14 protein-coding genes are annotated in these 14055 nt (G+C 38.5%); 9 read left to right on the top strand and 5 right to left on the bottom strand.

Annotated features, from left to right (window positions below; translation table 11 throughout):
* Nucleotides 1-240: 240 nt before the first annotated feature.
* The 3 genes from POD11_RS08170 to POD11_RS08160 are packed head-to-tail and all read right to left on the bottom strand — an operon-like array spanning nucleotide 241 to nucleotide 2411.
* Nucleotides 241-1404: a ribosomal protein uL16 3-hydroxylase gene (locus POD11_RS08170; protein WP_262456898.1), complete on the bottom strand. Its 1164-nt coding sequence runs from the start codon at nucleotides 1402-1404 to the stop codon at nucleotides 241-243.
* Between the two features lie 30 nt (nucleotides 1405-1434).
* Complete coding sequence (locus POD11_RS08165; protein ID WP_262456996.1) at nucleotides 1435-2028, bottom strand: Maf family protein; 594 nt, start codon at nucleotides 2026-2028, stop codon at nucleotides 1435-1437.
* Nucleotides 2028-2411 (bottom strand): DUF2237 family protein, encoded by a 384-nt coding sequence (locus POD11_RS08160; RefSeq protein WP_002121396.1) that lies wholly within the window; start codon nucleotides 2409-2411, stop codon nucleotides 2028-2030. The genes POD11_RS08165 and POD11_RS08160 overlap by 1 nt, the downstream gene beginning before the upstream one ends.
* 138 nt (nucleotides 2412-2549) lie before the next feature.
* On the opposite strand from POD11_RS08160, the gene POD11_RS08155 reads away from it, so the two are divergent.
* The 3 genes from POD11_RS08155 to fba all read left to right on the top strand — a co-directional run bounded on the left by POD11_RS08155 (nucleotide 2550) and on the right by fba (nucleotide 5265).
* Nucleotides 2550-3737, top strand: a complete 1188-nt coding sequence (locus POD11_RS08155; RefSeq protein ID WP_262456897.1) for a phosphoglycerate kinase — start codon at nucleotides 2550-2552, stop codon at nucleotides 3735-3737.
* A gap of 123 nt (nucleotides 3738-3860) precedes the next feature.
* Nucleotides 3861-4106, top strand: a complete 246-nt coding sequence (locus POD11_RS08150) for a hypothetical protein (protein WP_262456896.1) — start codon at nucleotides 3861-3863, stop codon at nucleotides 4104-4106.
* A gap of 121 nt (nucleotides 4107-4227) precedes the next feature.
* A complete protein-coding gene (fba, locus tag POD11_RS08145) occupies nucleotides 4228-5265 on the top strand; it encodes a class II fructose-bisphosphate aldolase (RefSeq protein WP_004702014.1) in 1038 nt (345 codons plus the stop codon).
* A 119-nt stretch (nucleotides 5266-5384) separates the two neighbouring features.
* On the opposite strand, the gene POD11_RS08140 is transcribed toward fba, so the two are convergent.
* Entirely contained in the window at nucleotides 5385-6695 is a 1311-nt protein-coding gene (locus tag POD11_RS08140) for a peptidylprolyl isomerase (protein WP_262456895.1), read from the bottom strand.
* Nucleotides 6695-9130: an LPS-assembly protein LptD gene (locus POD11_RS08135; RefSeq protein WP_262456894.1), complete on the bottom strand. Its 2436-nt coding sequence runs from the start codon at nucleotides 9128-9130 to the stop codon at nucleotides 6695-6697. The genes POD11_RS08140 and POD11_RS08135 overlap by 1 nt, the downstream gene beginning before the upstream one ends.
* A 120-nt stretch (nucleotides 9131-9250) precedes the next feature.
* Between POD11_RS08135 and POD11_RS08130 the strand changes: the two genes are divergently transcribed.
* From POD11_RS08130 to POD11_RS08105, 6 genes are all read left to right on the top strand, one after another.
* Nucleotides 9251-10264, top strand: coding sequence for an aminoglycoside phosphotransferase family protein (locus tag POD11_RS08130; RefSeq protein WP_262456893.1), 1014 nt, complete (start codon nucleotides 9251-9253; stop codon nucleotides 10262-10264).
* On the top strand, nucleotides 10264-10953 hold the full coding sequence (gene murU / locus POD11_RS08125; protein WP_262456892.1) for an N-acetylmuramate alpha-1-phosphate uridylyltransferase MurU: 690 nt from the start codon (nucleotides 10264-10266) through the stop codon (nucleotides 10951-10953). The genes POD11_RS08130 and murU overlap by 1 nt, the downstream gene beginning before the upstream one ends.
* A gap of 85 nt (nucleotides 10954-11038) precedes the next feature.
* On the top strand, nucleotides 11039-11671 hold the full coding sequence (gene rsmG / locus POD11_RS08120; protein ID WP_224991771.1) for a 16S rRNA (guanine(527)-N(7))-methyltransferase RsmG: 633 nt from the start codon (nucleotides 11039-11041) through the stop codon (nucleotides 11669-11671).
* A 21-nt stretch (nucleotides 11672-11692) separates the two neighbouring features.
* Entirely contained in the window at nucleotides 11693-12475 is a 783-nt protein-coding gene (locus POD11_RS08115; RefSeq protein WP_002121458.1) for a ParA family protein, read from the top strand.
* A complete protein-coding gene (locus POD11_RS08110) occupies nucleotides 12472-13359 on the top strand; it encodes a ParB/RepB/Spo0J family partition protein (protein WP_016141206.1) in 888 nt (295 codons plus the stop codon). The genes POD11_RS08115 and POD11_RS08110 overlap by 4 nt, the downstream gene beginning before the upstream one ends.
* Nucleotides 13360-13409: 50 nt before the next feature.
* Nucleotides 13410-14045, top strand: coding sequence for a MotA/TolQ/ExbB proton channel family protein (locus POD11_RS08105; RefSeq protein WP_016141205.1), 636 nt, complete (start codon nucleotides 13410-13412; stop codon nucleotides 14043-14045).
* Nucleotides 14046-14055: the final 10 nt, after the last annotated feature.

Genomic DNA, 14055 nt, shown 5'->3' with positions numbered 1-14055 from the left:
GAAAAAAGATATTATTTTTTTAAACGCTAAAGTTTTACTTTTTAAGGAAAGAGTAAATAATTTCTGGGATATATTTTTAAATAATTTAGCTTTTAAATTTTCTAAATTCCATTTCAAACTTCTTGAAGTTAATCATTTTTTACATACGTTTATTTAAAATTTTAAAACAATATTGACAAATAATCTATTTAGAAAGATGGACTTTTTATTTCCATAAAAAGTCCATTTTCGTAAAGCTTACTATTCTGAAGGTGGTAATAACATCAGAATAGATTCATTGAGTAAGTAAGCAACATTCTCTAGGATTTCAAGATCATTAAACTCGCTATTGAAAGCTAGGTTTTCTCCATTAGCGATAGCTTTTAATTTTGGTGCAAAATTTTCCGCTATACATAATGCTTCACCATTTCCCCAAAAGTTTAATGCCTCATCTTTTTCCGTATAGAGTAAGCGGGAGGCTGGCTCTAATAAAACTTCATAACCCTCGTGTAAAATCTCTTTAAGATCATCAGCTTCGATTTCATCAGGTTCAGGAATGTTATCTGGATATTTAGGTTCACTCATGTAAGACATGATTGCTGCATCAAGAGCTGAGGAATCTTGTAACTGTGCTAAAACTAAGTCTTTGAGGTAGCTCAGTTCAGTTGCATTCATTTCGCCAATTTGGCTCATTTGTTTGCGTGCGATATCTATAACAGGGTTTTGCAATAAAGTATTAGCTGAAAACTGATCACTAATACGCTCCATCATTCCTGCAATGTTTGGCATGCGAAAGCCAAAAGAGAAAGTTAAACAATCATCTTCAGCAACGCCATAATGTGCCATTCCGGGTGGAACATAGAGTAAATCGCCTGGTGCTAAAACCTCATCAAATTGCACATCTATTTCTGGTAGAAGTTTTAAAGGTTGATTTGGCACAAATGCAGTATTTACATCACACATTTGCCCTAACTGCCAGCGACGGTGTCCGTGACCTTGAACTAGAAACACATCATAAAAATCAAAATGTTTTCCAACTGAACCACCTTTTGGTGCATATGACACCATAATATCGTCACGGCGCCATTGAGGAATAAAAGGAAATTTTTTCCACAGTTCAGAAAGATCGAAAGAGTAGTGATCTACTGCCTGTACTAAAAGAGTCCATAATTTTGGTAGCTTTTGAAAGTCACCTTTGGTTAAAGGTGAAGACTTTACGTGCCATTCATTTGGATTTCTATCTTTTTGGCGAATGAGACGGGCACTTGCATGTTCTTCTAAAGCAAGTTCTTGCACATCTTGGGGTTCTAAAAGACCTACAATCTCTGGCAATCCGTTACGTACCAACAAAGGTTTTTTTTGCCAATATTCTGCTAAGAATTGTTCGGCAGTAATACCGCCTAAAACTGTTAAAGGCTCTGTCATGGAAATAACCTATTTATAAAACATCTAAAATTAAGGAATATGTAGCTCAAGCTGCCTTAAAATATGGCAAAGTTGAATCATAGGAAGCCCCATAAGTGTTGTCTGGTCTTGACCTATCATTTTTTCAAACAAACTAATTCCTAAGCTTTCACACTTAAAGCTACCAGCACAATGGAGTGGCTGATCTAATAGGACATATCGTTCAATTTCAGCTTGGTTCAGGGTTCGAAATTTAACTTGATAATGTTCAACGAGCGTTTGTTCAAAATTTCTATCGAGCCATTGCACGCTAAGGGCCGTGCTAAAAAAGACAGTTCGACCAGAATTATTGGCGAGTTGTGCTTTAGCATTTTCAATAGTCATCGGTTTGCCAATAAAGTCATGCGGAGCATGTTCTCGCCAAGCAACTTGATCTGAACCAATAACAATCGCATTGGGATTTTGTGCAGCAATCACTTGGGCTTTTGTGAAAGCGAGTCTTTTCGCAAGTTCATCGGCATGGGTTTCACCACGAGGACTTTCATCAATATCCGGACTTACACAGATATAATTAATTCCAAGACGATTCATTAAGTCTTTGCGAGTTTGACTACTGGATGCCAAAATAATTTGTGGCTGTACCATCACACTGCAAATTCCATTAAAACATCTAAGGGTACATAGCTTAATACAGCTTGATGACATGCATGTATTTTAATAGGAGGGGCTTCACCAGCTTGATAAGCCTCTACCCAGCGCGTTACACAGATACACCAGAAATCACCTGGTTTTAGACCTGGGAAACCTACTTCTGGTAAAGGCGTGATGAGATCATTGCCAATTTTTTGAGAAAAATTTAAGAAATCAGAGGTCATTTGTGCACAGACAGTGTGTTGACCAAGGTCTGTTACTGCAGTGTGGCAAAAACCATTTCTAAAATAGCCTGTAATAGGGTCAAAGCAACAACTTGCTAAAGGTTCCCCTAAAACATTTAAGCGATTGATTTGCGGATCTGGATGAATAGACATAATGGGTGAAATATCAAATAACTACCTCTATCATAATCAAAACTGGGGCTTTCTACAGCTTTTATGCAAAAAAACTAACCTTTTTTGATGTAATCATTTAAAATTGGCGCGTTTTTAAAATCATAAAGAGAGCTTTACATGAATTTTCAGCGTATGACTGACCTAAACTTAACAGGCAAACGTGTCCTTATTCGTGAAGATTTAAACGTTCCTGTCAAAAATGGTGTGATTACTAGCGATGCTCGCTTACGTGCAGCATTACCAACGATTAAAGCTGCTTTAGATAAAGGCGCAGCAGTGATGGTATTTTCACATTTAGGTCGTCCTGTTGAAGGTGAACCAAAGCCAGAACAATCACTTGCACCAGTCGCTGCTTATTTAACAGAAGTCTTGGGTCAAGAAGTTAAATTATTAACAGATTATCTTGATGGTGTTGAAGTTGAAGCTGGCAAAGTCGTATTGCTTGAGAATGTACGCTTTAACCATGGCGAAAAGAAAAATAATCCAGAGCTTGCTCAAAAATATGCTGCATTATGTGATGTATTTGTTATGGATGCATTTGGTACTGCTCATCGTGCAGAAGCATCTACGGAAGGTGTAGCTCGTTTCGCTCCTGTAGCAGCAGCTGGTCCTTTGTTGGCTGCTGAATTAGATGCGCTAGGTCGTGCAATGCAAACTCCTGAAAAACCAATGGTTGCAATTGTTGCTGGTTCTAAAGTTTCGACTAAGCTTGATGTTTTAAATTCACTTTCTAGTATCTGTGATCAACTGATTGTTGGTGGCGGTATTGCAAATACATTCTTGGCGGCTGCTGGTTTTAACGTTGGTAAATCATTATATGAAGCTGACTTGGTTGAAACTGCAAAACAAATTGCTGCTAAAGTAAGCGTTCCGCTTCCTACAGATGTTGTAGTTGCTGATGCATCACAAATTAATTTTGAAGATTTCTTAGGTTCTTTAGCAGCAGCTCAAGCTGTTGTGAAGAAAGTAGAAGATGTGACTGCAAATGACATGATTTTAGACGTGGGTCCTGAAACTGCTAAAGCATTTGCTAATATTTTAACAACATCAAAAACGATTCTTTGGAACGGCCCAGTGGGCGTATTTGAAGTAGATCAATTTGGTGAGGGTACAAAAGCACTTTCCCTTGCGGTTGCACAATCTGAAGGATTCTCGATCGCTGGTGGTGGTGACACATTGGCAGCGATTGATAAATATAATGTAGCTGATCAAATTGGTTATATTTCTACAGGTGGTGGTGCGTTCCTTGAGTTTGTTGAAGGAAAAACATTGCCAGCCGTGGCTGTTCTGCTTGAACGTGCTTAATACTGTTATATAAAAATAAGAAGGGATTGGGTGACCAATCCCTTTTTCATTGATAAGTCATTAAATTGTCATATATCTGCAATAAAATAATGAGTATTAAATCACCAACTGTGGACAATAGTGATGAATTTAAAGCTTACATTTGCTGCTGTGTTAATTGTACCGATGATGTTGACTGCTTGTGCTAAGAAAGATGAAGCCTCTCAAGCTGGACAAGAATCGGCAGCTTCTACTGCTGTTTCTGAAAAAGTAACGCCTGAGCAACAAGCAGCAATTGATGCGATTGATAAGCCAGTGCTAGATGAAAAGAATACAGATGTAGCTGAAGGGAGTGCGTCAAGTGAGGCCGCTGCTTCAGAAACACATTAATTTGTTGTTTTTTGTTAAAAAATCCCTGCAAATGCGGGGATTTTTTTTGAAATACTGTGATTTGTTGCTGAATTGAAATAAATGACAGGGTAGAATAAGCCGCACTACCTGGGAGGATATTATGGCACTCATTTCAATGCGCCAGCTCTTGGATCACGCTGCTGAACATAACTACGGCGTACCAGCATTTAACGTAAATAACTTAGAACAAATGCGTGCAATTATGCTTGCCGCAGATGCAACCAATTCACCAGTAATTGTTCAAGCATCAGCTGGAGCTCGCAAATATGCAGGCGCTCCATTCTTACGCCATCTTATTTTGGCTGCAATTGAAGAATGGCCGCATATTCCAGTGGTAATGCATCAAGACCATGGAACAAGCCCAGAAATTTGTCAGCGTTCAATTCAGCTTGGCTTTAGCTCAGTGATGATGGACGGTTCATTAGGTACAGATGGTAAAACACCTACATCGTACGAATATAATGTTGATGTAACTCGTAATGTTGTTGCTTTAGCACACGCTTGCGGTGTTTCTGTTGAAGGTGAAATTGGCTGTTTAGGTAGCCTTGAAACTGGTATGGCTGGCGAAGAAGATGGTGTTGGTGCTGAAGGTGTACTTGATCACTCACAACTTCTTACTTCTGTTGAAGAAGCGACTCAGTTTGTTGCTGATACTAATGTAGACGCATTGGCGATTGCTGTAGGTACTTCACATGGTGCTTACAAATTCACTCGTCCACCTACAGGCGATATCTTGGCGATTGACCGTATTAAAGAAATTCATGCGGCATTACCAAATACTCATCTTGTTATGCATGGTTCAAGTTCTGTGCCACAAGAATGGTTGAAAGTAATCAATGAGTTCGGTGGCGATATTAAAGAGACTTATGGCGTACCTGTTGAACAGCTTGTAGAAGCAATTAAACATGGTGTTCGTAAGATCAATATCGATACTGACTTACGTTTAGCATCTACTGGTGCAATTCGCCAGTTTATGGCTGAAAACCCAGCTGAGTTCGATCCACGTAAATACTTTGCTAAAACTGTAGATTCAATGAAGCAAATTTGTATTGATCGTTATGAAGCATTTGGTACAGCTGGAAATGCTGACAAGATTCGTCCAATTTCTTTAGAGAAAATGGTTGATCGTTATAAATAATTCCCATTAGGGTCTAATTTATAGAAACCGGTTATTTATATAACCGGTTTTTTTATTGGGTAAATTTTATTCATAAAAAAACCTGTGATAAACACAGGTTTTGATGACAATAGAAGAACTTACTTTTGTAAGTTCTTTTTATCTAGACTTGGATCTTTGATTTCTACATATGCATTTGCACGTACTTCACGTAACCAGCTATCAATTTCGGTGTTAAATTGACGTTCACCTAAAATCTGACGTGCCATACGCTCTTGATATTCATGAGTCATATCTTTTTCGCGTTTGTCTGTTACTTGTAAGATATGCCAACCAAATTGAGTTTGGAATGGTTCACTAATCTGACCTACAGGAATCTCCTGCATTTTTTTATCAAATTCAGGTACCATCATTCCTGGTGTTACCCAACCTAAACTTCCGCCATCACGAGCGGAGCCTGTATCATTTGAATAGGTTGCAGCTAATGTTGCAAAATCTTCACCAGCTTTTAAGCGTTTATAGATGTTATCAATAATTTGCTTGGCATTCTCAAGACTCACTACTTCAGATGGTTGAATAAGAATGTGGCGAGTTTGAAATTGAGGTACTAAAGCTTTTTGCTCATTTTGTTTACGTTCAAGAAGCTTTAAAACATGCACACCATCACGTACCGATACTAAGTCAGTTGTTTGACCATCTTGTAATGGAGTAATGCGTGCAGCAAGTTCCGCAGGAATATCAGACAGTGGACGGAAACCCATGTCAGCACCTTCAACTTTTACATTTGCGGTTGAAAGTTTCTTTAATGCATTTATATCGTTACTTTGTGCAAGTTTTGAACGAACTTCTTGAGCTACAGATTGAACTTCCTGTGCATTATCACCAGAAATACGCATATGGATCACATGTGCTTGATTGCCTAACGCAGCTTGTCCCTGAGGAGATTTTAAGAAGTTTTCTACATCTTGATCACTGATTTTAATACGAGACATGACTTGTTGTTGACGTAAACGGCTAATCGCTAGATCTTCAGCGATTCGACTACGTAAACTTTCATAAGTCCCAGGAGCCATAGCGTCTAGTTTTTGCTGGAAAGCTTCTAAACTTTTAGACCCAGATTGACTAGCTACTTTGAGTACAGCTTCATTTAAGCTCTTTTCATCAGGTTTGATGCCATATTTTTTAACTTGCTCAAGCTGTGCTTGACGCAAGATTAATTGATCCAATACCTGAAACTGTAAATATTGCTGAGGTGGAACCTCTTTTTTTTGTGCTTGCAGTTCATGAGCTGCTTCAGCCATACCTTGTTGAAGATCGCTTTTTAAAATTACGCTATTGTCCACAATTGCCACAACTTCATCAGCGGGTTGGGCAAAACTATGCATTGATGAAGAGATTAGGGCAGCAAGTGTAGTTGCTTTAAAAAACTGTTTAAGATGCTTTGTCTTCATTAACGTTGTGTCCAAGATTGATTAATTTTGTTAAAACCTAAAACGCGATTTTCAAGTAAAGACGCGAGTTTATTGTTTAAACCACCTAAACCTTTTAGTGTAACTTCAGCCATGATCGCGCGCTTTTCACTAACATCTGAAGTTTTCGGATCATCTAGATCGTTATAGTACGAGCGGCCGTAGACAGAAATACCCCAGCAACATGACTCATAGTTAACTCCTAGTAAGAGTTCGCGGGCAACATCATTGTCCATGTCATATTGTACGTGGCCCATAATACGCCAATTGTCTTTAATTGGTTGTATAAAGGATGCAACAACTTGGTCGTAAGTATCTTGACGGCCAGGAATATCTTTACGATAGAAATAGCCTAAGTTGTATAGATTTCCTTTATCACCTGTATAGTAAACTTGGAAGTCACGTTGAGCATTGTCGCCATTCGACATCCATGCTGAGTTAGCAGCAATGGTAAAGTTTTGATTAAGTTGGCTTGATAGACTTATAACGGGGCCAGTGTTACGCTCGGTGTCAAATTCATCTTGACCTTGTTTTAAAGTGACACGACGGTCTTCGAAATAGTAACTTTGACCTACGCTTGCACGTAAACGCTCTAAACCTACTGTATCGAAGAGGCTATAACTTACACCTAATGATAAGAAGTTATTATCTTCAAGGCGGTCATGACCATAGAATCGGTAAGGGTTAAATAATTGATCATAACTTATTGATGCAGTAGTTGAGTCAAAGTTAGGGTAACCATCTTGATTTTTGTATGGTGCATATGCGTAGAAAGCACGTGGTGTAAGTGTTTGTAAGTACTTACCATCACGTTCAAAGTTTAGTCCAGTGTCTAAAGTAAACTGAGGTACAACGACTGATTTATTTTCAGAACCGCCAGGGTTATTTAACTGAGTGTCTTTATCATAAAATGTTTGAATAGAACGTACTGAAACTTCAGGAATCACAAAAGCTGCCGGTGTGCGGTAGTTATAACGTGTTGCGAACTGGTTATAAATACGTGTACCGCTACTTTCCTGAGCAGAGTCATCATTAATCGATTTCTTAAAGTAAGCGGTATCGTTGTTAAATTCGTACTGTAAGCCTAATGGATTACCTGTGACATAATTCAACAAGAATTGCGGCAAACGTGCATAAGGTTTGTCTGCATCTGCAACTTCTGGATCAAGTGTCTGGAAATCTTCGACTTTAAGCTGTGCTTTTAAACCTGGAATACCGTGTTGATAGTTAAGTTCCCATGCTCTGCGTAAGTTAAGATCTGTTTTAGAGTTAGGGCTACTATCTAAGTCAGAGAAATAATCTTTATCTGATGCATAGTTATATTCAAGATTGGTAGACCACTGATCGTTAATTTCCCAGTTATGTAAAAAATGGAAATCTTTACGATCTTTATCGTCATAACCTTTGTCAGATGGCAAGATGCCACCCCACATTTCACCAGCGCCAAAGCCATCGGTTAAATAACGGAAGTCACCTTTTAACATTGCACCACGATCTGCTAAATAACGTGGCGTAAGTGTTAGGTCATAGTTAGGGGCAAGGTTTAAATAGACCGGAACAGAAAGTTCAACACCACCATCATTTGAGAAACCAAACTGTGGGTTGAGAATACCAGTAGTACGGCGGTCGTCAATTGGGAAGTTAAAGTAGGGAACAGCTAGAACCGGGACATCTTTAACATATAGTTTTGTCCCGCGAGTTACACCGCGTCCAGTTTCCTGATTTAACTCAATTTTATTTGCTTGGATTTTCCAGCCCGGTTTTTGGCCTGGTGGACATGTTGTATAGGTTGCATCATTAAGAACCATAACATTTGGTGAGGTTCTTTCGATTTTTCCTGCATGACCATGGGCGTGTTGTTGCTCAGAAATATAAAAACTATTATCTAAATTCCCGGTTTGGGTTTTTAGGTTGTAATTAATTTCATCACTCTGTGAAAGTAACCCGCCTTGAGCTAACTGTACTCGACCTTGTGCATGTGCAAAGGTTTGGGTTTTATCAATCGTTACCTTGTCAGCGCGAACGGTGCGTCCTTCCTGATCAATAACGACATCACCTTCTAAAACAGAATCACCCGCTGGATTGTAATGTCCGTAGTTAGCCGTAACGACAGAAGTCGCTTTGTCGGCATCTAAAGCTTTTGTCTCAGGGTTAATCGGTGTAACCCATGTACCTTGGCAAAATGCCGAGCTTAAATATTTATTGTCACGAAGCTGAGCTTCAGGTGCAGATTTATCAACATAGTATTGCTGAAAAAACTCTTGGCCTGGGTAAGCTTCCTTGATGCTCGCTTTAAGTTGATTATTGTCTATATTGGAGACAACATCAGTTGACTCAGCATAACTTGATTGTATGGAGCCACATAAGAGCGTAAAAATAGCTGTCGCTAAAGGATTAAATTTAAACTGATGCTTCATTGTCTCATTAACCAAGTATGCTAATTCACAATTAATTATTGTCGCATCATAGAGAAAAAGTTTATAAGTGGCTACACTTAACCCTTCAAAAATCTCAGCTTGTTTTAGATTTTATTGCAAATGAATACACAACGTGAACAATTGATATATACATGGCTTACATCTGTTCTGGAAAATGATCAATTTAAGATCGCTTTTTTAGCAGGTGATGCAAGCTTCCGCCGTTATGCGCGTATCGAGTTACAAAATAAAACGTATATGCTCATGGACGCCCCTCCAGAAAAAGAAGACTGTGTTCCGTTTGTGACCATTGACGAATTTTTTGCAGGTCATGGTGTGCGTGTACCTCAGATCATCGCAAAAGATTTGACTCAAGGTTTTCTGTTATTGGAAGACTTTGGTGATGTACTTTTATCGACACTATTAACTGACGAAACAGTTGATAAATATTATGAACAAAGTTTCAAACAGCTTATTCAGTTGCAGTCTATAGATGGTGCTAGTCAGTTCCCATCGTATTCCTACGAAAAATTAATGTCGGAAATGCAGCTACTCACAGATTGGATGCTGCCATCGCTTGCTATTGAGCCGACTGTTGAGCAGAAAAAAACGATTGATGATGCGTTTGATTTCTTAGCTCGTGCCGCGTTAGCCCAACCGCAAGTGATCGTACATCGAGATTTTCATAGCCGTAATTTGATGAAAATTACCAATGAGCAAGAGTTGGGGGTTATCGACTTTCAGGATGCTGTTATTGGTGCTGATACATATGACTTAATTTCGATTACTCGTGATGCATATGTTCAATGGAATGCTGAACGTGTTTATCAATGGTTTAAAGTGTTTTATGACCTATTACCAGAGTCGACTAAACAAAATCGCAGTTTTGATCAATTTAAACGTGATGCAGATTTAATGGCTATTCAACGCCATATTAAAATTTTAGGCATCTTCGTTCGTTTATTTGAACGTGATGGTAAGTCTGGTTATTTGAAGGATTTGCCACGTGTCATGTGGTATTTACTTGAAGAAAGTCGTGGTTACGCTGAACTTGAAGAGTTTATGGTGTTTATGAATAACATAGTGATGCCTAAATTTATCGAGAAATATGGTAGCTATGAGGTAGCAGCATAATGAAAGCAATGATTCTTGCTGCTGGCTTGGGCAATCGTATGCGTCCTTTGACTTTACATACGCCTAAGCCTTTACTTGAAGTAGGTGGTAAACCATTAATCGTATGGCATATTGAAAAGTTACAAAAAATTGGTGTAACTGAAATCGTTATTAATACTGCATGGTTAGGTGAAAAACTTGCTTCAACATTGGGTGATGGTTCTCAATTTGGGGTCAAAATTTTATGGTCTCATGAAGGTGAAGGCCTAGAGACGGCTGGCGGAATTATCAATGCATTACCTCTTTTAGGAAACGATCCATTTATTTTGGTGAATGGAGATGTTTGGACTACGATGGATTTTGCTCCTCTTTTAAATGTTCAATTAGGTGATAAATTAGGCCATTTAGTATTGGTTGATAATCCTCCTCAGCATTTGAAAGGTGATTTTGTTCTGTCTAATGGTTTAGCTTATACCTTTGAGCAAGAACAAAATGGAGCTGCTTTTACCTATAGTGGTATTGCAATTCTTTCTCCAGACATGTTCTTAGGGCTCGAAAATGGTAAGCGTCCACTTGCGTCTTTGTTAAAACAAGCCATGTTGGAACATCGGATTAGTGCTGAGAAAATGCATGCAAATTGGGTTGATGTGGGAACGCCTGAGCGTTTAAATCAACTAGATCAGCAAATTAAGCAGGGCTTATACGATTAACTGAATAATCGCTAAGCGGTAAATACTGTGCCGATTTATAGAAATCGGTATACTTTGGCAAATTTTTTTGAGATGACTTGCAGCTATGCATCCTTTTTTCCAAGAATTAAAGCAAGGTAGTCAGGCATTAGGCCTGAACTTAAGCGACGAAGCATTGACGCTCTTGTTGAAGTATCAGGATGCATTAGTGCTTTGGAACAAAGCATATAATCTGACAGCAATTCGCGATCCGAAAGAAATGTTAGTGAAGCATTTGTTGGATAGCTTAAGTATTTTGAAAGATTTGCCAGAAGGTCGATTACTCGATGTTGGTACTGGTGGTGGTATGCCAGGCATGATCATTGCATTATGTCAGCCAGAACGTAACTGTGTGCTACTTGACTCAAATGGTAAAAAAATTCGTTTTTTGAAACAATTTATTGCTGATCTTAAATTGAGCAATGTTGTGGCAGTACAAACACGTGTTGAGAATCAAGATACAATTGATGAGCTTGGACAGTTTGATGTCATCACAAGCCGTGCTTTTGCTTCTTTAACGGATTTTGTAGATGCAGCTCAGCCATACTTACATCAGGGCAGTATTATTGCAGCAATGAAAGGAGTTGTGCCGGTTGAGGAAATTGAGCAGCTTAAGCCAGACTTTTCATGTAAAGTGATTGAGCTGAATGTACCAAGACTTGATGAACAACGTCATTTACTTTTACTTCAACGTATTTAAATAAAAAGTATTAGGGTTACCATGGCTCAAATTATTGCGATTGCAAACCAAAAGGGTGGTGTTGGTAAAACAACGACTGCAGTAAATCTTGCAGCGTCTCTAGCTGTATTAAAGAAACGTGTATTACTTGTAGATATGGATTCACAGGGTAATGCTACGATGGGGTCCGGTATTCAAAAGAACGATCTTTTGTATTCAATTACGGATGTACTACTTGGTGAAGTGCCAATTGAAACAGCTATTCAAAAAGCTGAAGTTGGATATAAAGTTTTAGGTTCTAATCGTGAGCTTTCAGGTGTTGAACTTGCTATTGCAGAGCAAGAGGGCCGTGAGTTCATTTTAAAAAATGCTTTGAATGAAATTAGAAACTCATTTGATTTTATTATTGTGGATTGTGCTCCAAGCTTGAGTTTAATTACAGTCAATGCTTTAGCGGCTGTAGATAGTGTAATTATTCCAATGCAGTGCGAATATTATGCGCTAGAGGGTTTAGCTGATTTAACCCAGACCATTGATCGAATTCAAAAAGCATTAAATCCTGATTTAGAAATTATTGGTGTATTACGTACAATGTACGATGCACGAAATGCCTTAACACGTGATGTATCTGCAGAGCTAGAACAGTATTTCGGCAAAAAACTTTATGATACTGTTGTTCCACGTAATGTCCGCTTAGCAGAAGCGCCAGCACATGGTTTACCTGTGATCTATTTTGAGAAAAGTTCTAAAGGTGCAGTTGCATACTTAAATCTTGCGGCTGAGATGTTAAAGAAAAGTAAAGTGAAGAAAGGAAGTAAAGTATGAGCATCAAAAAACGCGGATTGGCTAAAGGACGTGGTTTAGATGCATTACTTGGTTCAATTCAAAAAGAAAAATTACAACTTGAAGCACAGGCACTTGACCACGGACAGTTGAAGCAAATTGATGTAAATTTATTAAAACGTGGTGAATATCAGCCGCGTCGTTTTATTCATGAGCATGATTTACAAGAATTGGCATCTTCTATTGAAAAACATGGGGTGATGCAACCTATTGTCATTCGCCCAGTGGATGATGAAGTACATCCGTACGAAATCATTGCTGGTGAGCGTCGTTGGCGTGCTGCACAACTTGCAGGTTTATCTGAAATTCCTGCAATTGTTCGTGATTTAAATGATCAAGTTGCTATTGCTTTAGCACTCATTGAGAATATTCAACGTCAAGATTTAAACCCGATTGATCAAGCAATAGCTTTACAACGCTTCCATGATGAATTTGGCTTAAGCCACCAAGAAATTGCTGATACGGTAGGAAAAGCACGTACTACAGTAAGTAATTTACTACGTTTGTTAAGTTTGGCGGATGAAATTAAAGACTTCATGCAGCAAGGCCTACTTGATATGGGGCATGCTCGAGCTATCTTGACGTTAAAAGGTAAAGATCAATTAGACGTTGCTAAAATTGTAATTGAAAAAGGTTTATCTGTTCGTCAAACAGAGCAATTGGTGCGTGATAGAAGTGAACCTAAACAGGAGAAGGAAAAAGCACCTGTAGCACCAGATATTGAGCAATTAACGCAAAAATTATCAGAGCGTTTTGGCGCTAATGTAAAAATTGATCACAATCAAAAAGGTAAGGGTAAGCTTGTTATCCATTATCATACCTTAGATGAGTTGGATGGTATTTTAAATATTTGTTTGCCTGATTAATTTGCATTTGGGTCATATATTTCTAATTTTATATTCTTGGGGAAGAAGATATGTGGGAACTTGTGAGAGCGGGTGGTTGGTTAATGCTGCCTTTAATTCTATGCTCGATTTTAACTGTTGCGATCAGTATTGAGCGTTTTGTTCGGTTAAGACGTTCACAAGTTCTACCCAAAGCATTAATTGATGATAGTTCTTTAAGAACTGAAGATATTGTGGAAAATTTGGAACAAAATGTAGAAGTGCAAAACAGCGCATTGGCTCACATTTTAAAAGCAGGTTTTGATCATCGTGAGCATGGTGAGCAATTTGCACGTGCCCAAATGGAAGTGGCAGCTTCTCAAGAAATTTCTTATTTAGAAAAAAATATTAATTTCTTAGGAACTTTGAGTGCAGTGGCACCTTTACTCGGGTTATTGGGTACGGTAGTTGGGATTATTGAATCATTCCTTGTGATTGATTTTGGATCGGCTGGTAGTCCAAGCTTAATGATTCCGGGTATCTCTAAAGCGCTTATTACCACAGCTGTGGGAATGTTAATTGCAATTCCAGCTTTAATCGCGTATCGCTATTTCCAGAGAGTGGTGCAAGATTATGTGGCTGAACTCGAACAGCAATCGACTTTATTTCATGCCTCATTATTCTATAAACGTTCATCGTCTATAGTAGAACACCGTCGTGTTGGGTAATGGGTGAATA

Origin of the sequence: Acinetobacter sp. P1(2023) (assembly GCF_028367635.1) — a bacterium.
In the GTDB taxonomy this organism is placed as follows: Bacteria; Pseudomonadota; Gammaproteobacteria; order Pseudomonadales; family Moraxellaceae; genus Acinetobacter; species Acinetobacter pittii_E.
The sequence above is the reverse complement of the archived record's forward strand: the minus strand, read 5'-3'. Positions and strand labels throughout refer to the sequence as shown.

Bases quoted from the DNA above. Each gene is read 5' to 3' on its own strand.
- fba (WP_004702014.1), top strand. From the start codon at position 4,228: ATGGCACTCATTTCAATGCGCCAGCTCTTGGATCACGCTGCTGAACAT.
- POD11_RS08115 (WP_002121458.1), top strand. From the start codon at position 11,693: ATGGCTCAAATTATTGCGATTGCAAACCAAAAGGGTGGTGTTGGTAAA.
- POD11_RS08130 (WP_262456893.1), top strand. From the start codon at position 9,251: ATGAATACACAACGTGAACAATTGATATATACATGGCTTACATCTGTT.
- murU (WP_262456892.1), top strand. From the start codon at position 10,264: ATGAAAGCAATGATTCTTGCTGCTGGCTTGGGCAATCGTATGCGTCCT.
- POD11_RS08165 (WP_262456996.1), bottom strand. From the start codon at position 2,028: ATGGTACAGCCACAAATTATTTTGGCATCCAGTAGTCAAACTCGCAAA.
- POD11_RS08160 (WP_002121396.1), bottom strand. From the start codon at position 2,411: ATGTCTATTCATCCAGATCCGCAAATCAATCGCTTAAATGTTTTAGGG.
- POD11_RS08170 (WP_262456898.1), bottom strand. From the start codon at position 1,404: ATGACAGAGCCTTTAACAGTTTTAGGCGGTATTACTGCCGAACAATTC.
- rsmG (WP_224991771.1), top strand. From the start codon at position 11,039: ATGCATCCTTTTTTCCAAGAATTAAAGCAAGGTAGTCAGGCATTAGGC.
- POD11_RS08155 (WP_262456897.1), top strand. From the start codon at position 2,550: ATGAATTTTCAGCGTATGACTGACCTAAACTTAACAGGCAAACGTGTC.
- POD11_RS08150 (WP_262456896.1), top strand. From the start codon at position 3,861: ATGAATTTAAAGCTTACATTTGCTGCTGTGTTAATTGTACCGATGATG.
- POD11_RS08135 (WP_262456894.1), bottom strand. From the start codon at position 9,130: ATGAAGCATCAGTTTAAATTTAATCCTTTAGCGACAGCTATTTTTACG.
- POD11_RS08140 (WP_262456895.1), bottom strand. From the start codon at position 6,695: ATGAAGACAAAGCATCTTAAACAGTTTTTTAAAGCAACTACACTTGCT.
- POD11_RS08105 (WP_016141205.1), top strand. From the start codon at position 13,410: ATGTGGGAACTTGTGAGAGCGGGTGGTTGGTTAATGCTGCCTTTAATT.
- POD11_RS08110 (WP_016141206.1), top strand. From the start codon at position 12,472: ATGAGCATCAAAAAACGCGGATTGGCTAAAGGACGTGGTTTAGATGCA.